The 21,020-nt window shown below is 68.0% G+C and carries 26 protein-coding genes and 1 tRNA gene; 20 read left to right on the top strand and 7 right to left on the bottom strand.

The annotated features are described in order from the left end of the window. Positions 1–111: 111 nt before the first annotated feature. Positions 112–1,524 (bottom strand): succinylglutamate-semialdehyde dehydrogenase, encoded by a 1,413-nt coding sequence (astD, locus tag VF592_RS11020; RefSeq protein ID WP_331005668.1) that lies wholly within the window; start codon positions 1,522–1,524, stop codon positions 112–114. A 35-nt stretch (positions 1,525–1,559) separates the two neighbouring features. Next, entirely contained in the window at positions 1,560–2,921 is a 1,362-nt protein-coding gene (locus VF592_RS11015; RefSeq protein WP_331005667.1) for a protein adenylyltransferase SelO family protein, read from the bottom strand. A gap of 37 nt (positions 2,922–2,958) precedes the next feature. On the opposite strand from VF592_RS11015, the gene VF592_RS11010 reads away from it, so the two are divergent. The 4 genes from VF592_RS11010 to VF592_RS10995 are packed head-to-tail and all read left to right on the top strand — an operon-like array spanning position 2,959 to position 5,917. Beyond that, positions 2,959–3,834 (top strand): alpha/beta hydrolase, encoded by an 876-nt coding sequence (locus VF592_RS11010; RefSeq protein WP_331005666.1) that lies wholly within the window; start codon positions 2,959–2,961, stop codon positions 3,832–3,834. 36 nt (positions 3,835–3,870) lie between these two features. After that, a complete protein-coding gene (locus tag VF592_RS11005; RefSeq protein WP_331005665.1) occupies positions 3,871–4,623 on the top strand; it encodes an SDR family oxidoreductase in 753 nt (250 codons plus the stop codon). After that, positions 4,620–5,735 (top strand): glycosidase, encoded by a 1,116-nt coding sequence (locus tag VF592_RS11000; protein WP_331005664.1) that lies wholly within the window; start codon positions 4,620–4,622, stop codon positions 5,733–5,735. Before VF592_RS11005 ends, VF592_RS11000 begins: the two co-directional genes overlap by 4 nt. Next, a complete protein-coding gene (locus tag VF592_RS10995; RefSeq protein WP_331005663.1) occupies positions 5,732–5,917 on the top strand; it encodes a helix-hairpin-helix domain-containing protein in 186 nt (61 codons plus the stop codon). Before VF592_RS11000 ends, VF592_RS10995 begins: the two co-directional genes overlap by 4 nt. Here VF592_RS10995 and VF592_RS10990 read toward each other — a convergent pair. Next, positions 5,914–6,534: a class I SAM-dependent methyltransferase gene (locus VF592_RS10990; protein ID WP_331005662.1), complete on the bottom strand. Its 621-nt coding sequence runs from the start codon at positions 6,532–6,534 to the stop codon at positions 5,914–5,916. The genes VF592_RS10995 and VF592_RS10990 overlap by 4 nt on opposite strands. 120 nt (positions 6,535–6,654) lie before the next feature. On the opposite strand from VF592_RS10990, the gene VF592_RS10985 reads away from it, so the two are divergent. Then, entirely contained in the window at positions 6,655–6,858 is a 204-nt protein-coding gene (locus VF592_RS10985) for a hypothetical protein (RefSeq protein WP_331005661.1), read from the top strand. Positions 6,859–7,014: 156 nt separating this feature from the next. Here the strand turns inward: VF592_RS10985 and rpsI are convergent, their stop codons facing one another. The 3 genes from rpsI to VF592_RS10970 form a co-directional block, all read right to left on the bottom strand. Beyond that, positions 7,015–7,563, bottom strand: coding sequence for a 30S ribosomal protein S9 (gene rpsI / locus VF592_RS10980; protein ID WP_331005660.1), 549 nt, complete (start codon positions 7,561–7,563; stop codon positions 7,015–7,017). Then, positions 7,563–8,042: a 50S ribosomal protein L13 gene (rplM, locus tag VF592_RS10975; protein WP_331005659.1), complete on the bottom strand. Its 480-nt coding sequence runs from the start codon at positions 8,040–8,042 to the stop codon at positions 7,563–7,565. The genes rpsI and rplM overlap by 1 nt, the downstream gene beginning before the upstream one ends. Before the next feature lie 138 nt (positions 8,043–8,180). Continuing rightward, the gene (locus VF592_RS10970) at positions 8,181–9,239 is read right to left on the bottom strand and encodes a COX15/CtaA family protein (protein ID WP_331005658.1); all 1,059 of its coding nucleotides are present in this window, start codon (positions 9,237–9,239) and stop codon (positions 8,181–8,183) included. 116 nt (positions 9,240–9,355) lie between these two features. On the opposite strand from VF592_RS10970, the gene VF592_RS10965 reads away from it, so the two are divergent. The 10 genes from VF592_RS10965 to proC all read left to right on the top strand — a co-directional run bounded on the left by VF592_RS10965 (position 9,356) and on the right by proC (position 15,952). Next, positions 9,356–9,748: a MerC domain-containing protein gene (locus tag VF592_RS10965; RefSeq protein ID WP_331005657.1), complete on the top strand. Its 393-nt coding sequence runs from the start codon at positions 9,356–9,358 to the stop codon at positions 9,746–9,748. A 65-nt stretch (positions 9,749–9,813) separates the two neighbouring features. Then, positions 9,814–10,272: a Fur family transcriptional regulator gene (locus VF592_RS10960; RefSeq protein ID WP_331005656.1), complete on the top strand. Its 459-nt coding sequence runs from the start codon at positions 9,814–9,816 to the stop codon at positions 10,270–10,272. 74 nt (positions 10,273–10,346) lie between these two features. After that, positions 10,347–12,269, top strand: coding sequence for a 1-deoxy-D-xylulose-5-phosphate synthase (dxs, locus tag VF592_RS10955; RefSeq protein WP_331005655.1), 1,923 nt, complete (start codon positions 10,347–10,349; stop codon positions 12,267–12,269). A gap of 53 nt (positions 12,270–12,322) precedes the next feature. Then, positions 12,323–12,691, top strand: coding sequence for a plasmid mobilization protein (locus VF592_RS10950; protein WP_331005654.1), 369 nt, complete (start codon positions 12,323–12,325; stop codon positions 12,689–12,691). Next, positions 12,688–12,882, top strand: coding sequence for a hypothetical protein (locus tag VF592_RS10945; RefSeq protein WP_331005653.1), 195 nt, complete (start codon positions 12,688–12,690; stop codon positions 12,880–12,882). Before VF592_RS10950 ends, VF592_RS10945 begins: the two co-directional genes overlap by 4 nt. Continuing rightward, positions 12,879–13,610 (top strand): TlyA family RNA methyltransferase, encoded by a 732-nt coding sequence (locus tag VF592_RS10940; protein ID WP_331005652.1) that lies wholly within the window; start codon positions 12,879–12,881, stop codon positions 13,608–13,610. Before VF592_RS10945 ends, VF592_RS10940 begins: the two co-directional genes overlap by 4 nt. A 120-nt stretch (positions 13,611–13,730) precedes the next feature. Beyond that, positions 13,731–14,252 (top strand): TspO/MBR family protein, encoded by a 522-nt coding sequence (locus VF592_RS10935; protein ID WP_331005763.1) that lies wholly within the window; start codon positions 13,731–13,733, stop codon positions 14,250–14,252. A gap of 18 nt (positions 14,253–14,270) precedes the next feature. Then, complete coding sequence (locus tag VF592_RS10930; protein WP_331005651.1) at positions 14,271–14,564, top strand: accessory factor UbiK family protein; 294 nt, start codon at positions 14,271–14,273, stop codon at positions 14,562–14,564. Between the two features lie 69 nt (positions 14,565–14,633). Then, a complete protein-coding gene (locus tag VF592_RS10925; RefSeq protein ID WP_331005650.1) occupies positions 14,634–15,137 on the top strand; it encodes a YbjN domain-containing protein in 504 nt (167 codons plus the stop codon). A 44-nt stretch (positions 15,138–15,181) separates the two neighbouring features. Continuing rightward, on the top strand, positions 15,182–15,952 hold the full coding sequence (gene proC / locus VF592_RS10920) for a pyrroline-5-carboxylate reductase (protein ID WP_331005762.1): 771 nt from the start codon (positions 15,182–15,184) through the stop codon (positions 15,950–15,952). Here the strand turns inward: proC and VF592_RS10915 are convergent. Further along, positions 15,949–16,449: a helix-turn-helix domain-containing protein gene (locus tag VF592_RS10915; RefSeq protein ID WP_331005649.1), complete on the bottom strand. Its 501-nt coding sequence runs from the start codon at positions 16,447–16,449 to the stop codon at positions 15,949–15,951. The two genes, proC and VF592_RS10915, sit on opposite strands and share 4 nt — an antisense overlap. A 61-nt stretch (positions 16,450–16,510) precedes the next feature. On the opposite strand from VF592_RS10915, the gene VF592_RS10910 reads away from it, so the two are divergent. From VF592_RS10910 to VF592_RS10890, 5 genes are all read left to right on the top strand, one after another. Beyond that, complete coding sequence (locus VF592_RS10910; protein ID WP_331005648.1) at positions 16,511–17,599, top strand: branched-chain amino acid aminotransferase; 1,089 nt, start codon at positions 16,511–16,513, stop codon at positions 17,597–17,599. A gap of 47 nt (positions 17,600–17,646) precedes the next feature. Next, a tRNA-Gln gene (locus tag VF592_RS10905) sits at positions 17,647–17,721 on the top strand. 110 nt (positions 17,722–17,831) lie between these two features. Beyond that, entirely contained in the window at positions 17,832–19,589 is a 1,758-nt protein-coding gene (locus VF592_RS10900) for an integrase (protein WP_331005647.1), read from the top strand. 87 nt (positions 19,590–19,676) lie between these two features. Beyond that, entirely contained in the window at positions 19,677–19,850 is a 174-nt protein-coding gene (locus tag VF592_RS10895; RefSeq protein ID WP_331005646.1) for a hypothetical protein, read from the top strand. A 385-nt stretch (positions 19,851–20,235) separates the two neighbouring features. After that, entirely contained in the window at positions 20,236–20,928 is a 693-nt protein-coding gene (locus tag VF592_RS10890; RefSeq protein ID WP_331005645.1) for a helix-turn-helix transcriptional regulator, read from the top strand. Positions 20,929–21,020: the final 92 nt, after the last annotated feature.

Genomic DNA, 21,020 nt, shown 5'->3' with positions numbered 1-21,020 from the left:
CTTCTTGCCGCGCCGGCGGCAATAACGGTGCGACGGGCTGACGCTGTTTGCCGCTGGCGCGGCGGGGGCGAGGAGATAAGACGGGATCTTCTCCGCGCCTTCGCGTGATTCTCAGGCGTCCCTGAGGCCGATGCCGATATTGGCGCGGGCGGACTCGGCCTCGTTGCTGACCACGGGATAGGCGCAGTAATCGGCGGCGTAATAGGCGCTGGGGCGGTGGTTGCCCGACCAGCCCACGCCGCCGAACGGCGCCCCCGACGAGGCGCCGTTGGTGGGGCGGTTCCAGTTGACGATGCCCGCGCGCGCATTGGCCCAGAAGCGGTCGTAGAGCTTGGGCGTCTGGCAGATGAGCGAGGCGGACAGGCCGTAGCGCGTGTTGTTCGCTTCCGCGATCGCCGCGTCGAAATCATCGGCACGGATGACCTGGAGGACGGGGCCGAACAGTTCGGTATCGGGGCGGTCGCGCACCGCGGTGACGTCGATCAGTCCTGGAAGCAGGAAGGGACGCCCCTCGACCGGACGCTCCAAGTGTCGGATGGCGCGGCCGCCGCGCAGGAGCAGGCCCAGAAACGCCTCGCTGAGCTGGTCGGCGGCTTCCGTATCGATGACGGGACCCATGAACGGCTGGGGATCGGCATGAGGTTCGCCGACGATCAGACGCCCGACGAGCTTGTTCAGCAGCTCGATCAGCGGATCGTACAGACGATCCTCGACGATCAGGCGGCGCGCGGCGGTGCAGCGCTGGCCCGCGCTGGTGAAGGCGGACTGGACCACCAGCGTCGCGGCGGTGTGGAGGTCGGGGGTGTCCCAGACGATGATGGGATTGTTGCCCCCCATCTCCAGCGCCAGGATTTTTTCGGGATGATCGGCGAAGGCGCGGTTGAGCGCGAGACCGGTGCGCGCCGAGCCCGTGAAGAGCAGCCCGTCGATGTCGGGGTGGCTCGACAGCGCGCGCCCTTCGGCCGGGCCGCCGGTCAGCAGCCGGACGCATTCGGCCGGGATGCCCGCCGCGTGAAAGCAGTCGACCAGATAGGCGCCGACCGCCGGCGTCTTTTCCGACGGCTTGAACACCACCGCATTGCCCGCGAGCAGCGCGGGCACGATATGGCCGTTGGGAAGGTGCGCGGGGAAATTATAGGGGCCCAGCACCGCGAGCACGCCGTGCGGCTTGTGGCGAAGCGCCATGCGGCTGCCCATCGGCGAGTCGAGGCGGCGCTGGGCGGTACGTTCGCCGTAAGCCGCGATCGATATATCGACCTTGGCGACGACGCTGTCGACCTCGGTCCGGGCTTCCCAGAGCGGCTTGCCCGTCTCGCGCGCGATCAGGTCGGCAAAGGGCTCGTGGCGCGCGCGCACGATATTGGCGAAGCGCCGCAGCGCCTCGGCGCGCACCGTGAAGGGCCGCGCCGCCCAGGTCGCCCAGCCCGAGCGCGCCGCCGCGACCTCCGCGTCCACATCGCCGACATCGCCCGTCCACAGATGCGCGCCGGTCGCGGGTTCGTGGGAGTGAAGCTCGCTGGACATTCAGCTGCTTTGGTTGGCGGGGATCACGAATGAGGTCAAGCGAGCGCTTCGCCGAGCGCGCGTGCCTCCGCCACCTTGGCATGAAGGCGGGACCAGTCATCGGCTTGCGCGATCGGGGCCCAGATCGCCTCGACCTCGTCGATGAGCATCCCGCACGGCTCGCCCTGCCAATAGGCGCCGCGTTCCTTGCGCGGCGCATGGGCGGCGGCGAGGGCGCGGAACTCGGCCCAGGGCTCGCCATAATCGTCGGGCAGCCGCTGCGCGAAGGCGTCGTGGAAGAGGCGGTGGAGCTCGACCTCGGTCGCGCGCAGCGCGCGTTCCAGCGACTGGACCAGCGCGCGGTCGGCCTCCGCCCCGCGCGAGGTCAGGCCCAGGCGCCAGAGCATCGCGTGCGCGATCCGTTCCTGGAAGCGCCGGCCGAACGTCTCCAGCATCGCCACGAGCGGGTCGCCGTCGGCGACGAGGCGGAGCGAGGCGGCGAGCTGCATCGCGTCCCAGTAGATCGCCTCAGGCTGGCGGCCGAACGCATAAAGCCCGGCATGGTCGAAATAGGCGGCGGTGAAGGTCACGTCCCAGCTCGGCGCGAACCGCCATGGTCCGTAATCGAAGCTCTCGCCGGTGACGTTGATGTTATCCGAGTTGAGCACGCCGTGGACGAACCCGGCCGCCATGTAGGACGCGGCCAGTCGCGCGGTGCGGTCGAGCACGAGGTCGAGCAGGCGCAGCCCGGGCTCCTCGCCGGGCTCCTCGCCGTAGAGTTCGCGCAGGACGTAATCCACGAGGCGGCGCATGTTCGCCTCGTCTCGGTGATAGGCGAGCCGCTGGAAGGTGCCGATGCGGACATGGCCGTGGCTGAGCCGCACCATCACCGCGCCGCGCGTCGGCGAGGGCTCGTCGCCGCGCTCCAGCGCCTCGCCGGTTTCGATCAGCGACAGGGTGCGCGAGGTGGGGACGCCCAACGCTTCGAGCATCTCGGTCGCGAGGATCTCGCGCACGCCGCCCTTGAGCGTCAGCCGGCCGTCGCCGAAGCGGCTCCAGGGCGTCTGGCCCGAGCCCTTGGTGCCCAGGTCCATCAGGCGCCCGCGCGCATCGCGCATCTGCGCGAAGGTGAAACCGCGCCCATCGCCGATATCGGGGTTGTAGGAGCGGAACTGATGGCCGTGATAGCGGAGCGCGAGGGGCTGCGGCAACGTGCCCGGCAGCGGATCGAACCGGCCGAGATGGCGTATCCACTCGGCGTCGCTCAGCGCGTCGAGGCCGATCTCGGCGGCGGCGCGGTCATTGCGGTAGCGCAGGATCGTTTCGGGAAAATCCGCGGCGGCGACCGGGTCCCAGAAATCGGAGCCGAGATCGAGGAGGGGCGCGGCGGGGCGATATGCTTGCGGGTCGACGGGCATCCGTCGATATGGGGAAGCTGGGCGGGAAGGTGCAAGCATGGCCGGGTATGAGAAGCGCTATTGGTGGTCGCATGACGGATTGCGGCTGCATTACCGCGACTATCCGGGCGGCGACGCGGGCAAGCCGCCGATCCTGTGCCTGCCCGGCCTGACCCGCAATGCGCGCGACTTCGCCGAGCTGGCCGAACGGCTGTCGCCCGAATGGCGCGTGCTGACGCTCGATTTCCGGGGGCGGGGCGAGAGCGCCTATGCCAAGGACCCGATGAGCTACGCGCCGCTCACCTATGTGCAGGATGTCGACGCGCTGCTCGGCGATCAGGGGATCGGGCGGTTCGTGGCGATCGGCACCTCGCTGGGCGGGATCGTGACGATGCTGCTGGCGGGCACGGAGCGCGGACGGCTGGCCGGCGCGCTGCTCAACGATGTCGGGCCCGACATCGACCCGCGCGGGCTGCAGCGCATCCGCGGCTATGTCGGGCGGGCGTCGAGCTGGCCGACCTGGATGCACGCGGCGCGCGGGCTGGCCGAGGCGAACGGCGCCATCTATCCCGATTGGCGGATCGAGGACTGGCTGGCCATGGCCAAGCGCGTCCACCGGCTGAACAGCGCGGGGCGGATCGTGCTCGATTACGACCTGCGCATCGCCGAGCCGTTCCGCGTGCCGGGCAACGAGGCGGGACCCGATATGTGGCGTGCGCTCGAGGCGCTGGGCGAGGTGCCGACCCTGGTGGTGCGCGGCGAGCGGTCGGACGTGCTGGCGGCGGCGACCGCCGAGCGCATGACGGCGACGCTGCGCCGCGCCGAGCTGGTCACCGTGGCGGGGGTCGGGCACACGCCGATGCTGGTCGAGCCCGAACTGGATGCGCCGATCGCGCGCTGGCTAGAGCGGGTGCTGGAACCCGCATCCGCCTGACGCGTCGTCCGGCCGAACCGATCAGAAGGATCCTGCATGACCGACGCCCGCGACGCGCATACCGAAGTGACCAGCCTGAAGGGACGCCGCGCGATCGTCAGCGGGGGGACGACGGGGATCGGTCGCGCCATCGCGGTGCTGCTGGCGTCGGAGGGCGCGCACGTGTTCATATGCGGGCGCAATCCCGATCATCTCGCCGACGCGCTGGCGCGCATCCGCGAGGTGGGCGAGGGCGACGGGATCGCGGTCGACCTGGCCGAACCGGACGCCGTGGCGCGCTTCTTCGACGCGGGGGTGGCGGCGATGGGCGGCGTCGACATCGCCGTCATCAACGCCGCGATCGGCGCCGGCGGGCTGACCGACATGAGCGCGGACGAACTGCGTTACGCCATCGCGGTGAACTTCACCGGCTATCTGATGAGCGCCCATGCGGCGGTCGAGCGGATGACGACCGGCGACATCGTCTTCACGGGATCGGTCAGCGCGCATATCCTGGGACCGAGCTCGACCGTCTATGCCGGCATCAAGGCGGGCGTGGCCGGGTTCGCCGAGGCGCTGCGCAAGGAACTGGGTCCCAGGGACATCCGCGTCGGGCTGATCGAGCCGGGACTGACCGGCGCCGACATGACCACGACCGGCATCGACCGCGACGAGGAGCTGGCGAAGATCGTCGACCACAAGATGCTGCGCGCCGAGGACATCGCGGCGGGGGTGCATTTCATGCTCACCCAGTCTCGGCGCGCGGTGGTGCAGCAGCTGACGATCGTGCCGCGGGCGGGCGACGAATGACTCACGCGCTCGACGCGCTCGTCTTCGGACCGGGAGATGTCGACCTGTCGCGCTCGCCGCTGGCGGGGAAGATCGACGGCGAAACCTATGTGCTGGGCGCGTTCAATCCGGGGATGACGCGGCTCGCCGACGGCAATCTGCTGCTGATGGTGCGGGTGGCGGAGGCGCTTCGCGATCCGCGCCGCGACGGGCATGTCCATGCGGTGCGTTGGGACGAGGGCGGCTATGCGCTCGACCCCTGGCCGCTATCGGCGGTCGACACCGCCGATCCGCGCAAGTTCCTGGTCGCGGGAAGCGGGTGGCGGGTGATGGCGCTGACGTCGCTCTCCTGGCTGCTGCCGGTCGAACTGGACCCGGAGGGGCGGCGGGTCGAGGCGGTGCATTACGACCGCGCGATCGCGCCGACGCGGAGCTATCAATGCTACGGCGTCGAGGATGCGCGGATCAGCCGGGTCGGCGGGCGTTACCTGATGACGACCTGTTCGGTCAGCCCCGAGCGTCATTGCACGACGCTGTACACGAGCGACGACGCGCTCGACTGGACGCTGGACGGCATCGTCCTCGACCACCAGAACAAGGACATGCTGGTGTTCGAGGGGCTGATCGGCGGCGAATATTGGGCGCAGACACGGCCGCTGGGCGACCTGTATTTCGCTTATCCGCCCGGATCGGAATGGCGTAGCGGCCCGTCGATCAACCTGGCGCGCTCGCCCGACGGGCGCCACTGGCGACCGCACGACCGGCCGGGCATCCGCCCGCACGCCGCGACCGATGCGACCGCACGCATGGGCGGCGGGGCGCCGCCCATCCTGACCGATGCGGGCTGGCTGACGCTGTGGCACGGGGTCGAGCCGTCGGGGATCGTGGGCAAGTACCGCACCTATTGGTCGATCCTCGACCGCGACGATCCGTCGGTGACGCTGCGGACCGAACACAAGCCGCTGCTGGAGGCGAACCCGGCGCTGACCGAGCCGCTCGCGGACCGGATGTATGTCGAGGACGTGGTGTTCACGACGGGCATCGCCGATGCCGGCGACCACTATGTGGTGGCGAGTGGGGAGGCGGACCTGGCCTGCCGCATCACCCATATCCCCAAGGAAGCGTTCGCGTGATCGATCTGAATACTGCCAGCGCGAAGGAGCTCGACGCGGTGCCGGGGCTGGAGGGGCATGGCTATGAGATCGTGCGCTACCGCGAGGAGCGCGGGCGCTTCACCGCGCTGCGCCAGCTCGACGAAGTGCCCGGACTGACCGGTAAGGGCGACGCCGCGCACGCGCATCTGTTGATCGGCTAGGCGCGGCCGATCACCGCCACCAGCGGGTCGCTCGTCCGCCCGTCGGCGAGCATGAGCGCCTCGACATCGGCAAACCCCGCGCGGTCGAGGTAGAGCCGGACCAGCCGCGCATGGCCGGCGGTGTCGAGAGAGCGCCAGATCGCGACCGCCTTGGTCGGAAAGCAGCGGTTCGAGAAGCTGACGATCAGCGGCGAGCCGGGCCGCAGCGCGCGCCGGACCTCCGCCAGGACGGCCACCGGTTGCTGGAGATATTGGACGCCGACGCAGCAAAGCGCGGCGTCGAGACTGTCCGTCGCAAGCGGCAGGACGGGGTGGGCGTTCAGGTCCTGGACGAACCAGCGGTCGAGGCGCGGATTGGCGGCGAGTTCGGCGGCGTTCATGCCGTGACCGATCACCTCCTCGAATTCGACGTCGTCCGGCAGGTGGCTGACCCAGCTCGACATCAGGTCGAGCACCGCGCCGCCCGGAGACAGCAGCCGGCGATAGCAGTCGGTCAGCGCGGCGACCGCGCCCTCGTCGATATGAGTGACGAGGCGGGGCGGGGCGTAAAAGGCGAGATCGTCGCCCCCATCCTGCTTGGCGAAGGCGGTGGCGGGCAGTTCGGGAAGCGTTGTCATGGGCGCGATCTGGGGTCGGTCAATGCGTCGCGCCACGTTTCCATGGCACCGATCGCGCGGTCGCTCGTTCCGCATCCCACGCCCGCTTCGACGCGCGCTGTCATTCACGGAGTAGAGCTTATGACCACCACGACCACCGCCGATCAGACCGGCACCACCGGCCAGACCGGGACCACGAACAATGCCAAGTTCGCCGGCGCCAAGGATCAGTTCACCCAGGCCACCGACAAGGCGCGCGCCTTCGCCAAGGCGCGGCCCGGCGCGACGGCGGCGCTGGCCGGCGTCGTCGGTCTCGCGCTGCTCAACACGCTGCGCGGCCGTTAAGCGGCGGACGTGAAAAAGGGGCGGTCCGCGATCGGCGGGCCGCCCCTTTCCATATTCCGGTATGAACGCCACGCCGTCAGACGTGGACGGCTTCGCCGCCTTCGCTGCCCGCCATGGCGACTCTTCGGATTGCTTGCGCAATCCGAAGACGCCCGCTTAACGCTTCGAGAACTGGAAGCTGCGACGCGCCTTGGCACGGCCATACTTCTTGCGCTCGACGATGCGGCTGTCGCGGGTCAGGAAGCCCGCCGCCTTGACGGGCGCGCGCAGCACCGGCTCGTAGCGGGTCAGGGCCTGGCTGATGCCGTGCTTGACCGCACCGGCCTGGCCCGACAATCCGCCACCCTTGACGGTGCAGATAACGTCATAGGCACCGTCGCGCTCGGCGACGCCGAAGGGCTGGTTAATGACGAGGCGCAGCGACGGGCGGGCGAAATACACCTGCTGGTCGCGACCGTTGATCGTGATCTTGCCCGAGCCGGGCTTGATCCAGACACGGGCGACCGCATCCTTGCGGCGGCCGGTGGCATAGGCACGGCCCAGCGCGTCGATCTCCTGCTCGCGGAGCGGCATGGTCGACACGGGGGGCTGCTCGACACCGTCGTTCGGGGTCGCGGCGTTCGCGTCGGAGTCGATGGGACGGCCGCCGACGGGCGCCTGGGTCAGGCTGGCGAGGTCGGAAAGCGACTGGCGGTTGTCGGACATCAATTGCCCACCTTGTTCTTGCGGCTCATGCCGGCGATGTCGAGGATCTCGGGGTTCTGGGCGACGTGCGGATGCTCCGTGCCGTTGAAGATGCGCAGGTTGCGCATCTGCTGGCGGCCGAGCGGCCCGCGCGGGATCATGCGCTCCACGGCCTTTTCCAGGACACGCTCGGGAAAGCGGCCCTCGAGCACCTTGGCGGCGGTGACGCCCTTGATGCCGCCGGCATAGCCGGTGTGCCGGTAATATATCTTCTTCTCGGCCTTGTTGGACGTGAAGCGGATCTTGTCGGCATTGATGACGACGACATTGTCGCCGCAATCGACATGGGGGGTGAAGCTCGTCTTGTGCTTGCCGCGCAGGACGTTGGCGATGACCACCGCGGCGCGGCCGACGACGAGATTCTCGGCGTCGACGATGTGCCACTTCTTTTCCACCTCGTGCGGCTTGGCCGACTTGGTGGTCTTCATGAGCGCCTTCATGGGGCTTGGACCTTATATCTGCAGAACAAACGAACGCCGCCCTTTCGAGGCGGCGCGTCGGGAGCGTCAGTGACGCAAGCGGCCGAAAAGGTCAAGTATCGCGGGGCTTTGCTGACGGGTACTGATATACCCGAACAATCAGCGCGCGGGCTCGAGCACCGCGCCGCGCTGGCCGACGACATGTGCGGCCCAGACCGTGGCGATCAGGAGCAGCGCCGCATTGGCCTGGTGTGCGACCGCGACGGGGATCGCGACGCCGGTCATCAGCGTCGCGACGCCCAGCGAAATCTGCAGCCCCACAAGGAGGATCACGGCCATCCCGGCGCGCGGGGAACCGGCCCGCACGGCGCGCGCGGCGAGCCAGACGAGCCCGGCGGCCGTGACGAAAGCGAGCCAGCGATGGACGAACTGGACGACGATCGGGTTGTCGACCGCATTCTGCAGCGCGGTCGGGAGCATCGGCGTGCCCCGCGGAAACCAGTCGTCGCCCATCAGCGGCCAGCTCGAAAAGGCATAACCCGCGTTCAGCCCGGCGGTGAACGCGCCGTAGAGAAGCTGGAGATAGAGCCCGACCAGCGCGACGACCGCCACGAAGCCCAGCCGCGCGGGCGGCGCGAGCGGATTGCGGTGGAGCGCGCGCAGATCGAGCGCGGTCCAGACCAGCCCGGCCAGGATGGTGAGCGCGGTGAGCAGATGGACCGCGAGGCGCACATGGCTGACATCGGTGCGGTCCGACAGCCCCGACGCCACCATCCACCAGCCGATCGCGCCCTGGACGGCACCGAGCGCCAGCAGCGCGGTCAGCCGCCAACCATAGCCGCGCGGAATCCAGCGCCGCGCCGCGAAATACAGGAGCGGCAGCGCGAAGGCCAAGCCGATCATGCGGCCGAACAGCCGGTGGGCATATTCCCAGAAGAAGATCGCCTTGAATCCGGCCAGCGTCATGCCCGCGTTGATCTGGGTATATTCGGGGATGCGCTTATAGGCGTCGAACTCGGCCTGCCACTCCGCGGCGTTCAGGGGCGGAAGGGTGCCGCTGATCGGTTTCCACGCGGTGATCGACAGTCCCGATTCGGTCAGCCGCGTGATCCCGCCGACGATCACCATCAGCACGATCATTCCCGCCACCGCGAAAAGCCAGCGCGACACCGTCCGGGGCCGGGCATGGGTCATGAACGCGGCGCTGGGCTTGAGCATGGAATCGCAGGTAGGAACTCCATGGCCGGGCGCCAAGCGATTGGGTGCGCCGGAGTTGGACATGTTGTTCGGCCGCCGGTGAATGAGATATTGTAACCTTCGGCCGGACGAGCTAGATGATGTTCATGGTTGCGGCCCTTTCTCGACCCTCATGGCTTGGCGAACTCGATCGACTGGCGATCGGCGTGTCGGGATTGTGCCTCGTCCATTGCCTGGCGACGTCGGTGCTGGTCGCGCTCGCCTCGACGGTCGGCGGCATGTTCCTTCATCCGCTGTTTCACGAGGTCGGGCTGGTCGTCGCGATCGCGTTCGGCGCGCTGGCGCTGGGGCGCGGCGCCTGGGATCACGGCATGATGATGCCCCCCGCCATGGGCGCGCTGGGGCTGGGCGTCATGGCGGGCGCGATGACGCTGGGGCATGGGCCCAATCACGACGAAGCGCTGTGGACGATCATCGGCGTCGCGCTGCTGGCGTTCGGGCATCGGTTGAACCGTCAGGCGTTCGACTGACCGCCCTCTTCCCCCGACCGGCGGGGCTGCTTGCCCCGGCGTGCGGGGCGCCTTACCTTTCGCCCATGGCCGCCCATCACCACCATGAGTCGAACGGCGCCGACCTGACCCGGGCGGCGCAGTCGGCGCTGGAGGGAGCGGGGGAGCAGTGGACGGCGATGCGCGCGAGCGTGTTCGACGCGCTCGCCGGGTTCACCAAGCCCGCCTCCGCCTATGACATCGCCGAGGCGGTCTCGATCGCGCAGGGGCGGCGGGTCGCGGCGAACAGCGTCTACCGCATCCTCGACCTGTTCGTCGGCGCCAATGTCGCGATGCGCGTCGAGAGCGCCAACGCCTATCTGGCCAACAGCCACCCGGGCTGTCTGCACGACTGCATATTCCTGGTCTGCGACGCGTGCGGGCAGACGACGCATATCGACGACGACAAGCTGACCCGCGCGATCCGCGGCGCGGCGTCGGATACCGGCTTCTCGCCGGTGCGCCCGGTGATCGAGGTGCGCGGCAAGTGCGCGGCCTGCCCCTGACGACCCTTCCCTAGAGGACATGTCACCGATCGGTCGCAATCGACACCATCGTCACGACCGGTTAAGCGTCGGCCATGGCCGATATTCCCGCAACGCCGCTGCTCGACACCGTATCCACGCCCGCCGATTTGCGGCGGTTGCATCCCGACCAGCTTCGCCAGCTCGCCGACGAGCTGCGCCAGGAGGTGATCTCGGCGGTGGGGACGACGGGCGGGCATCTCGGCTCGGGGCTGGGCGTGGTCGAGCTGACGACCGCGATCCACTATGTCTTCGACACGCCCGACGACCGGCTGATCTGGGACGTCGGCCACCAATGCTATCCGCACAAGATCCTGACGGGGCGCCGCGACCGCATCCGCACCTTGCGCCAGGGCGGCGGGCTGTCGGGCTTCACCAAGCGGTCCGAGTCGGAATATGATCCGTTCGGCGCGGCGCACAGCTCGACCTCGATCTCGGCGGCGCTCGGCTTCGCGATCGCCAACAAGCTGGCGGGCCGGCCGGGCAAGGGCATCGCGGTGATCGGCGACGGCGCCATGTCGGCGGGCATGGCCTATGAGGCGATGAACAACGCCGGGGCCGCCGGCAACCGGCTGGTCGTCATCCTCAACGACAACGACATGTCGATCGCGCCGCCGGTCGGCGGGCTGTCGGCCTATCTGTCGCGCATCGTGTCGAGCCGCGAGTTCCTGGGCCTGCGCGAGCTCCTGAAGAAGTTCGCCCGCAAACTGCCCCGGCCGATCCACGAGGCGGCGCGCAAGACCGACGAGTTCGCGCGCGGGATGACGATGGGCGGAACGCTGTTCGAGGAATTGGGCTTTTATTATGTCGGGCCGATCGACGGGCATAATCTCGATCACCTCATCCCCGTGCTGGAGAATGTGCGCGACGCCGAGGAGGGGCCGATCCTCGTCCATGTCGTGACCAAGAAGGGCAAGGGCTATGCCCCGGCCGAGGCGTCGGCGGACAAATATCATGGTGTCCAGAAGTTCGACGTGATCACCGGCGCCCAGTCCAAGGCGCCGCCGGGGCCGCCCCAATATCAGAACGTCTTCGGCGAGGCGCTGACCCGCGAGGCGGCGACCGACGACCGCATCTGCGCGATCACCGCGGCGATGCCGTCGGGCACCGGGCTCGACAAGTTCGCCGCCGCGCATCCCGACCGCTTCTTCGATGTCGGCATCGCCGAGCAGCACGGGGTGACCTTCGCGGCCGGGCTGGCGGCGCAGGGGATGCGGCCGTTCTGCGCGATCTATTCGACCTTTCTCCAGCGCGCCTATGACCAGGTCGTCCATGACGTGGCGATCCAGAACCTGCCCGTGCGCTTCGCGATCGACCGCGCGGGGCTGGTCGGCGCGGACGGGGCGACCCATGCCGGGTCGTTCGACGTGACCTATCTGGCGACGCTGCCCAATTTCGTCGTCATGGCGGCGGCGGACGAGGCCGAGCTGGTCCACATGGTCCATACCTGCGTGCTCCACGATTCGGGGCCCATCGCGGTCCGCTATCCGCGCGGCAATGGCGTCGGCGTGGCGCTTCCGGCCGTGCCGGAGCGACTGGAGATCGGGCGCGGGCGCATGGTGCGCGACGGCAAGACGGTGGCGATCCTGTCGCTGGGCACGCGCCTCGCAGAGGCGCTGCGCGCGGCGGAGATATTGGAAGCCAAGGGCCTGTCGACGAGCGTTGCCGACCTGCGCTTCGCCAAGCCGCTCGACGAGGCACTGATCCGCCGCCTGCTGACCAATCACGAGGTCGCGGTGACGATCGAGGAGGGATCGATCGGCGGCCTCGGCGCGCACGTCCTGACGCTGGCGAGCGACGAGGGGCTGATCGACGGCGGCCTCCGCCTGCGCACGCTGCGCCTGCCGGACATGTTCCAGGATCAGGACAAGCCCGAGACGCAGTACGCGGATGCCGGGCTCGACGCCGAGGCGATCGTCGAGACGGTATTGAAGGCGCTCCGGCATAACTCGAGCGGGGTCGCCGAGGCGCGGGCTTGATACCATTCATGTGCATGTTATGTGTGTAGCATTAACATGACGCGGAGATGGCGATGGCTACGCAGTTGGGTTCCGCCCGGACGGAGCGGGTCGTCTTTCTGGTATCCGCCTCCGAAAAGCGGCGTATCGCTGATAACGCCCGCCTCGCCGAGATGAGCGTCAGCGACTTCATCCGAACGGCCGCCGAACTTTACACCGAGCCGACCGAATCGGAACGGGCCCTGATGTCCGATCTGCTTCGTACCCTGGAGGAGGCGAACGGGCGTACGGATGCCGCGCTTGCCCGCTTGCACGCCGTCGAGGAGCGGGCGTCCGCGTTCGATGAAGCAGCCTATCGTGCGAAGGTCCGAGCCGAACTGGATGCGCGGGACGATATCGACTGGGATGCCACCGCGGATGCGCTTGGCCTGTCCCGCGCATGAGCATGTGGACCGATGCCTTGCGCGCCGTTCAGCAGGCGGCGTTGCTCCAATACAAGGTAGACCAGGCGCTGACGGTCGCCGAGGAGGCCAGGCGGCACTCGATCGACACGCGCGAGCGGGTGATCAAGATCGAAGCGTTTCTCGACAATGTGGTCAGGCGGCCGGTGGTGAAGCGCCTTCCCGAGGAATGAAGCAGCGCATCGATCAGTTGCTCGTCGACCGCGGGCTCGTGGAGAGCCGGACGCGGGCGCAGGCGCTGATCATGGCGGGGCTGGTGTTCGCCGGGGACCGCAAGGTCGACAAGCCGGGCCAGGCCGTTGCCGACGATGCGGCGCTGAGCGTCAAGGGACGCGACCACCCCTATGTCTCGCGCGGCGGGATCAAGCTGGCGCATGGGCTCGACCATTTCGGCTGGAACGTCGCGGGCGCGGTGGCGATCGACGTGGGATCGTCGACGGGCGGGTTCACCGACGTGCTGCTCCAGCGCGGGGCCGCGCGCGTCTATGCGGTCGACAGCGGCACCAACCAGCTCGCCTGGAGTCTTAGGCAGGACCCGCGCGTGATCGTCCACGAACAGACCAGCGCGCGGGTGCTGACGACCGCGCATGTTCCCGAGCCGGTCGACCTGATCGTGTGCGACGCGAGCTTCATCGGGCTGGCCAAGGTGCTCGACGTGCCGCTCGGTTTCGCTGGGCCGGGGGCGCGGCTGATGGCGCTGGTCAAGCCGCAATTCGAGGCGGGACGGGGCGAAGTGGGCAAGGGCGGGGTCGTGCGCGACCCCGCCGTCCACGCCCGTGTCTGCGCCGAGGTCGCGAAATGGGTGGCGGGGCAGGGCTGGACGGTGGCGGGCGTCGTCGAAAGCCCGATCACCGGGCCCGAGGGCAATGTCGAATTCCTGCTCGCCGCCGTCCGGAATTGAACCACAAGCGCCGGCGGCGCCCGCGCCCGCTATGGACGCGGCGGCGGCGGCCCGGCACAGGGCACCGGACTAACGGGAGTGAAGGATTTGGGCGGTATCGCTTCCAAGGGCCAGTTGCGCATGTCCTTTCTGCGCTGGGCGGTCGTGACCGTGCCGCTGGTCATCCTGCTCGGCTTCGCGTCCGGGTCGGCCGTGCCCGTCGGCTCGGAGAATGGCTGGTACGCCGCGCTCGCCAAGCCCGCCGCGACGCCGCCCGACTGGCTGTTCCCGGTCGCCTGGACCACGCTTTATGCGCTGATGGGGCTGGCGCTGGCGATGATCCTGCATGCGCGCGGCGCGCGTGGGCGGGGTATGGCGATCGCCCTGTTCGCGCTCGCGCTCGTGCTGAACCTGATCTGGACGCCGCTCTTCTTCGGGGCGCACCGGGTGACATTGGCCTGGATGCTGATCGTGGCGATGCTGCTGTCCGGCATCGCCGCGACCGTCGCCTTCGGGCGCATTCGTACCGCCGCGGCCTGGGCGCTGGTGCCCTATCTGGTGTGGATCGCCTATGCGGGGGTGCTGACCTGGCGGATCGACCAGCTCAACCCGGGGGCGGAGGAGCTTGCGCCGGGCGGGCGCACGACCCAGATCATCGGTTGAATTGTTCGAGGAATGGGAATGCAGTCCGAAAACCGGATGTTCGACGATCTGATGAAGGTGGTGAGCGGCGCCGCGGGGACGCTGGCGGGTGTCGGCCGGGAGGCGGAGGCGACCGCCCGGTCGCGCGCGCGCGAGTGGATCGGGGGGCTCGACTTCGTCTCGCGCGACGAGTTCGAGGCGGTCAAGGCGATGGCGGCGGCGGCGCGCGACGAGGCCGATGCGCTTCGTGCGCGGATCGACGCGATCGAGGCGGCGTCGCGCTCGGGCTTATCCACAACTTCGCCGCTCGGGGTGGACGACACGCTTGCATAAGGCGCCACCGCTCGGCACCCTCCCGCGGATGATCGTAGCGCGCATGACCTTCGGCCCGGAAAAGCGTTGATGCTCGAACAGGCCGATTTCGAGGTGGAGGATTCCGCCCCCATCGACATGCTCGAAAGCTATTACGCCGCGCATGGCTGGAGCCACCAGCGCCATGACGACGAGATCGTCGTGACCGTGAAGGGCAGCTGGACCGAGTACGAGCTGCGCGCGCTGTGGCGCGACGACGACCAGGTGCTCCAGTTCCTGGCCTTTCCCGACATCAAGGTCAGCGACGACCGCCGCGCCGCGATCTACGAGACGATCGGGCTGGTCAACGAACAGCTGTGGATCGGCCATTTCGAGCTCTGGTCGTCCTCGGGCGTGCTGCTGTTCCGCCACGCGGCGATGGTCGACGGCGAGGAGGAGGGGACGATGTCGCTCGCCGCCGCCGAACTGCTGGTCGAGAGCGCGATCGACGAGTGCGAGCGCTTCTATCCGGTGTTCCAGTTCGTGCTGTGGGGCGGCAAGAGTCCCAAGGAGGCACTGGCGGCTTCGCTGATCGACACGCAAGGCGAGGCGTGACCGCGGCGCTCGCGGGCGGACTTTCCGGCGCCGGCCGGCTGCTCATGATCGGCTGCGGCAATATGGGCGGGGCGATGCTCGGGCGGTGGCTCGACGCGGGGCTCGATCCCGCGCGGGTCGTCGTGGTGTCTCCGAGCGGGCGGGCGATACCGGGCGGCGTCACGGTCGTGACCGCGATCCCGGAAGAGCGGTTCGACACGATCGTCCTCGCGCTCAAGCCGCAGAAGCTGGGCGAGCTGGCGGCGACCCTCCTCCGGGCTCACGCGCCCCGGCTGCTCCTGTCGATCCTGGCGGGGGTCGAGGAGGCGACGATCGCCGCGACCTGCCGAGCTCATGCCGTGGTGCGCGCGATGCCCAATCTGCCGGTCGCGATCGGCAGGGGCGTGACGGGACTGTTCAGCTCGACCGCCGACGCCGCCGTCCGGCAGGTCGCGGAGGCGCTGTGCGCGCCGCTGGGCCATCATGAATGGATCGCGGAGGAGCGGCTGTTCGACGCGGTGACCGCGCTCAGCGGGTCGGGACCGGCCTTTCTGTTCCGCTTCGTCGATGCCTTGGCGCGCGCGGGCGCGGCGCTGGGACTGCCCGAGGACCAGGCGCGACGCCTGGCGCTGGCGACCGTGGAGGGATCGGCGGCGATGGCCGGCACGGCGGACGCGCCGCCCGCGCTGCTGGCCGATCGCGTGGCCAGCCCCGGCGGGTCGACGCGCGAGGGGTTGAACGTCCTCGACGAGGACCACGCGCTGGTGCGGTTGCTGACCGCGACGCTCGCCGCGTCGGAGCGGCGCAATCGCGAGCTGGCGGCGGCGGCGCGCTAGTCGCGCTCGCGCAGCGCGTCGAGGCGGTCGCGCTCGGCCTCGGGGATCAGCCCTTCCAGCACCGCCCAGAACCCACCGACCGCATGTTGCCCGGCGCGCGCATAGGCGGCCGACAGCTTCTCGCGCAACGCGTCGAACAGCTCGGTCTCGAGCGCCAGCCCTTGTGCGCTCAAGCGCAGCAGCCTTTGGCGACGGTCGCGTTCGCCCGGACGCGTCTCGACCAGCCCGCGTTCGGCCAGTTCGCCCAGCACGCGGCCCAGCGACTGTTTGGTGATGGCGAGCAGCGCCAGCAGCTCGCTGACGGTCATGTCGGGCTTGCGCGCGATGAAATACAGCGCGCGGTGGTGCGCGCGGCCCAGCCCCTGCGCCGCGAGCCCCCGGTCGATCGCGCGGGTGATGTGGCTGTTGCCGAAATACAGGAGCTCCAGCCCGCGCCGGAGCTCGGGTTCGCGCAGGAACAGGGGGGAAGCGGAGCTTGTGGACTGGGCGGACGCCATGTTGACCCGCTTAGACGCGCACCTTACGCCGCGGCAACCCTCCCGTTGAGCGAGTAGAAACTTGGCGCTTCCGTTCCGCATCGAGCCGCACGACCAGCCGATCCCCGCCGCCGAGCGTGCCGTGCGGATGGCCGATCCCGGATTCGGGCGCGTGTTCACCGACCATATGGCGGTGATCCGCTGGTCGGAAGCCGAGGGCTGGCACGACGCCCATATCGCCGCGCGCGCGCCGCTGGTCATGGACCCCGCCTCGTCGGTACTCCATTACGCACAGGAAATCTTCGAAGGGCTGAAGGCTTATCGGCTGGCCGACGGGAGCACCGCCCTGTTCCGGCCCGAGGCCAATGCCCGGCGGTTCCGCGACTCCGCGCGGCGGCTGGCGATGCCCGAGCTGCCCGAGGCGCTGTTCGTCGAGGCGATCGAGCGGCTGGTCGAGGCGGACCGCGACTGGGTGCCGGCGCCGGGCGTGGACGGATCGCTTTATCTGCGCCCCTTCCAGATCGCGAGCGAGGTGTTCCTAGGGGTGAAGCCCTCGACCGAATATCTGTTCATGGTCATCGCCTCCACGGTCGGCGCCTATTGGAAGGGCGGCGTGCGCGCGATCTCGACCTGGGTCAGCCCCGATCACACCCGCGCCGCCCCCGGCGGCACGGGCGCGGCCAAGTGCGGCGGCAATTATGCCGCCAGCCTGCTCGCGCAAAAGGAAGCGATCGCGCAGGGGTGCGATCAGGTCGTGTTCCTCGACGCGGTCGAGCGCCGCTGGGTCGAGGAACTGGGGGGGATGAACATCTTCTTCGTGTTCGACGACGGATCGATCGCGACGCCGCCGCTGACGGGGACGATCCTGCCCGGCATCACCCGCGACTCGCTCCTGACCATCGCGCGCGACCGGGGGATGACGGTGCGCGAGGAACGCTACGCCGTCGACGCGTGGCGGGCCGACGCCGCGAGCGGCCGCCTGGTCGAGGCGTTCGCCTGCGGCACGGCGGCGGTGGTGACCGCCATCGGCCAGGTCGTCGACGCGGCCGGCCGTTTCACGATCGGCGACGGCCAGGCCGGCCCGGTGACGACCGCGCTCGGCGACGCGCTGGTCGCGATCCAGCGCGGGGCGGCGAACGATCCGCACCGCTGGCTCCACCGCCTCGCCTGAAGGGCTTCCCAGCGCGCGCCGGACGGCTATAAGCCCGGCCCGGCCGATGGGGCGTCGCCAAGTGGTAAGGCACCGGTTTTTGGTACCGGCATTCGCAGGTTCGAATCCTGCCGCCCCAGCCAATTCATGATTTCGCTGCCCAAGTCGGTGAGAAACCTAGGGTTCTCAGCAGCGAGGGCTGGGGTTGCCGCCCACTGGCGTCACTTGACGCCAGTGTGTGGAGCCAGTGCCGATGCCCTCGATCGACAACGTGTCTCGCCGAGGCGCCGTCTATTGGTGGCGCCGGCGAGTGCGCTTCGCCGTCATTAACCTCGATCCTATAACGGTCGTTACTACGGTCAGCCTTCACACGAAGGATCAAGCGGTCGCCCGTAGGCGCGGCGCTGCCATGACCGGCCGAAGCGAGGTTGTGCGGATGAGCCTGTATGAAAAGATTGAGCGCGAGGGTCTGACGGCAGACCAGGCGACCGCCCTCTTTCAGGCGGAGATGATCCGGTATCGCAATATGCTGGCTCATCAACTCAGCATGCTGCACGCTGACGGCGAGGGTAATGTGCAGGGGCGTTTCGCCCAGATGCTCGCCATCTATGCCGCATTGAACGGTGATTTCGCGACGAATGGTTTCGCCGACTATATGGGGATCGATTACGTCGGCGGATTCGACCAGCGGTTCGCCGCGCTTGATGACGAATCTCGCAGCAATCTGAGCGCCATCCTCGGTCGTGCTGGGGACTTGCCCGGAAACCTTCTTGCCGAAGCGACGGCATTGCTCGGCCATGTCGGCATATCCGCGTCCGATGATCGCGCCCAATATGCGCGCCGCTTGATGTGCGAGGCGAGGGCGCTTGCGGCGGCGACCTACAACGATCCCGTTGTTCGCGACACCGCAGGCGCTCTGGCGCTACTGAACGCGTTGGCGACAAACGTCGTGCCCGGAGGAACCGGGTCGGCCCGCTTCCCGGAGCCGACAAGTCCTGCGCCCCAGGCAATTCCTTCCCCTCTGGCGACGACACTGACGCCCGAACAGGCCCGGCACGCGGTGATGACGCCCGTCGATGCGGTGGAGGAATATATTCGCATCAAGCCAAAGGCTCGCGGGAAGGTCGATCCCCAATCCGTGAGTTCCGCGTCCGCACAGCCTAAACGGAAATCCAGTGCAAAGGTCTGGGGCGACAGCCAACGTCGACAGTTTCGTGCCGCCGCGTTTCTCTTCGGAAAGTCCAACGATGGCAAGGCACTCGCCGCAACTACGCAAGACGATCTGAACGACCTATACGATCGCCTGAACCGCCTGCCGTCCTCGCACCACAAGTCCCCGCGACACGAGCCGATGTCGTTAGAAGAAATCTGTGTCGAAGCAGCCGAGCGCGTGTCGGCGAGCGACGGCGCCGATATCCCCATCGGCCTCGATGTGGGAACGATCAACCGGCACTTCGCGAACCTGAAGCGCCTCTGCACCTGGCTAGCAGGCAAAACCCCGATGGGTCCTCTCGACTTCTCGGACTTCATCCTCGAAGAGGACGATAGGAATGATCGCGACGAGCGTGACCCCTATACGATCGAGCAGGGGATGGAGCTGTTCCGTTTGCCCGTCTGGACCGGAGCTCCTACCCTTGAAGACCGACTGACACCCAAATTGGGGGACAACGTCTGGCACGATGCGGCTTATTGGGTGATGCCGATCGTCTGGTATTCGGGGATGCGCCGCGAGGAAGCGTGCAAGCTCCTGATCGATGATATCGGCGAGGAAGATGGCGTGCCATTCTTCAACATCCGAAAGACGCACGCTGGAACCGTGAAGACCGCGACAAGCGTGCGGAAGGTTCCGATAAACAGCGGACTTCGTCGCCTCGGTTTCCTGGCATTCGTGGAGGCGATGAGAGCCGCGGGAGAAACCTATCTATTTCCTGAAATACTTCCCGGAAGGGGAGGCAGAACACTCGGCGACGTGTTCTTCAAGAATATCTGGCTAAACAAAAACCGCATCTGACCTTAGTAAGGCCAGGTCAAGCGGTTCACAGTGGTCGCCACATGGTGAGCACCGAATTGAAGATGCTGCAGACCTTCGAGGAATTTCGTGCGGATCTGCTTCGAGGATCGGATACTTCGTCGCGTGATCGAAATGCGGGCAGGTCGTGGCTACATCGCCGCGTTGGAGACTCACCGGAACCGCAAGTTTTCCGCGCAGTTCGCCAAAGCGGCAAATGACGCGACGACATTGGCGCCGTGGCTGGACCAGGAGGCAGCCTGATACCCCTGTGACCTCAAAGTGAGACGAGCGTCGCGAATGTGGCGACGCTTGTCTCACTTATGTATCCGAGGGTCGCCGCGATCTGGAGACGGATCGCTACCACACGCGTAAAGACCATTGTCTGTCGAGTGCGCCGCCGCTAACTGAGGCCAGTGGGTGACGCCACGAAAAATCGACGCCAGAAAAGTCGGCGTGAAATCAATATGCTGTCTGAGCGCGAAATCCCCTAGCTGGGGTTCCTGCCGCCCCAGCCAGTCTACTTTCCTGACCCGTCCTAACCAGTGAAGCACGGGGACGACGGATGGCCGGAATAGGCGGTTTCTAAGGTTATCGAGTCAGCTATCAACAGGTTGTTGATTATTCATCACCCGTTGGAGAACATCCCGTGTCGGACGTCGAAGCCTCGAACAACCTGACCGCAGCGTTCGCTGAACGATTCCGCCATGCGTGCGACCAGAACCCGCACTGCCCGGCGATGGGCAAGACGGCGGGCGGCGGACGGCTGCCGTGGCTGGAGGAAGAGTATAAGCGCCGGTTCGGAGAAGTCCCATCGCGCCAGTCGTTCCACAAATGGTTGACTGGCGCCTCCCGTCCGACGCTCGACAAGGCGGAGAAGCTGGCCGAGATGCTCGGCGTCGATCCAGCTTGGCTGTGGATGGGCCATGATGCCGCCTTAGACGCCCGTGCCAAGCGCGCCCGGAACGCCTTGGCGGACGGCAGCGTCAACGTGGTCGCGGGGCTGATCCAGATGGATGGCGGTATGCCCGCGTTCCCCGAGGAGGGCGACAAGAAGGCGCAGCGCGGTCACGTCGATATCTATGCGGTTATCAAGGGCGCGCACTACGCGCTTCACGTCGCCGCCGGCCAGCCGGTCGAGGGTGGCGTGAAGTTCGCGGTGCCGACGCGCTGCGACGCGACGGTGCTCGGGCTCATTCGGGACGGGTTTGCGTTCCGCGTGGTCGAGGTGACCGTCGAAGTTCTGGAAGCCGGGCAGCGCCGTGGCGGGTCGATCGAGGTGGTGTTGACCGAGGAGCAGGTCGCGGCGGCGGCCGTGGCGGATTTTACTGGGAGGCTGTGATGGCCGAACGTGCGCCTTTTCGTGGCCAGGAAGCCTTCCCCCGCTTACCGGACGACACTGCCCTTATCTGGTGGACGTGTCAGCAGGACTGC

The sequence above is a fragment of the Sphingomonas sp. genome (assembly GCF_036388435.1).
Classification (GTDB): Bacteria; Pseudomonadota; Alphaproteobacteria; order Sphingomonadales; family Sphingomonadaceae; genus Sphingomonas.
The sequence above is the reverse complement of the archived record's forward strand: the minus strand, read 5'-3'. Positions and strand labels throughout refer to the sequence as shown.

Coding starts and splice junctions, on each gene's coding strand:
- VF592_RS10960 (WP_331005656.1), top strand. CDS start 9,814: ATGGCCGCCCATCACCACCATGAGTCGAACGGCGCCGACCTGACCCGG.
- VF592_RS10990 (WP_331005662.1), bottom strand. CDS start 6,534: ATGACAACGCTTCCCGAACTGCCCGCCACCGCCTTCGCCAAGCAGGAT.
- VF592_RS10950 (WP_331005654.1), top strand. CDS start 12,323: ATGGCTACGCAGTTGGGTTCCGCCCGGACGGAGCGGGTCGTCTTTCTG.
- astD (WP_331005668.1), bottom strand. CDS start 1,524: ATGTCCAGCGAGCTTCACTCCCACGAACCCGCGACCGGCGCGCATCTG.
- VF592_RS10915 (WP_331005649.1), bottom strand. CDS start 16,449: ATGGCGTCCGCCCAGTCCACAAGCTCCGCTTCCCCCCTGTTCCTGCGC.
- proC (WP_331005762.1), top strand. CDS start 15,182: ATGATCGGCTGCGGCAATATGGGCGGGGCGATGCTCGGGCGGTGGCTC.
- rplM (WP_331005659.1), bottom strand. CDS start 8,042: ATGAAGGCGCTCATGAAGACCACCAAGTCGGCCAAGCCGCACGAGGTG.
- VF592_RS10985 (WP_331005661.1), top strand. CDS start 6,655: ATGACCACCACGACCACCGCCGATCAGACCGGCACCACCGGCCAGACC.
- rpsI (WP_331005660.1), bottom strand. CDS start 7,563: ATGTCCGACAACCGCCAGTCGCTTTCCGACCTCGCCAGCCTGACCCAG.
- VF592_RS10970 (WP_331005658.1), bottom strand. CDS start 9,239: ATGCTCAAGCCCAGCGCCGCGTTCATGACCCATGCCCGGCCCCGGACG.
- VF592_RS10900 (WP_331005647.1), top strand. CDS start 17,832: ATGCCCTCGATCGACAACGTGTCTCGCCGAGGCGCCGTCTATTGGTGG.
- VF592_RS11005 (WP_331005665.1), top strand. CDS start 3,871: ATGACCGACGCCCGCGACGCGCATACCGAAGTGACCAGCCTGAAGGGA.
- VF592_RS10930 (WP_331005651.1), top strand. CDS start 14,271: ATGCAGTCCGAAAACCGGATGTTCGACGATCTGATGAAGGTGGTGAGC.
- VF592_RS10965 (WP_331005657.1), top strand. CDS start 9,356: ATGATGTTCATGGTTGCGGCCCTTTCTCGACCCTCATGGCTTGGCGAA.
- dxs (WP_331005655.1), top strand. CDS start 10,347: ATGGCCGATATTCCCGCAACGCCGCTGCTCGACACCGTATCCACGCCC.
- VF592_RS11010 (WP_331005666.1), top strand. CDS start 2,959: ATGGCCGGGTATGAGAAGCGCTATTGGTGGTCGCATGACGGATTGCGG.
- VF592_RS10935 (WP_331005763.1), top strand. CDS start 13,731: ATGTCCTTTCTGCGCTGGGCGGTCGTGACCGTGCCGCTGGTCATCCTG.
- VF592_RS11000 (WP_331005664.1), top strand. CDS start 4,620: ATGACTCACGCGCTCGACGCGCTCGTCTTCGGACCGGGAGATGTCGAC.
- VF592_RS10925 (WP_331005650.1), top strand. CDS start 14,634: ATGCTCGAACAGGCCGATTTCGAGGTGGAGGATTCCGCCCCCATCGAC.
- VF592_RS11015 (WP_331005667.1), bottom strand. CDS start 2,921: ATGCCCGTCGACCCGCAAGCATATCGCCCCGCCGCGCCCCTCCTCGAT.
- VF592_RS10940 (WP_331005652.1), top strand. CDS start 12,879: ATGAAGCAGCGCATCGATCAGTTGCTCGTCGACCGCGGGCTCGTGGAG.
- VF592_RS10945 (WP_331005653.1), top strand. CDS start 12,688: ATGAGCATGTGGACCGATGCCTTGCGCGCCGTTCAGCAGGCGGCGTTG.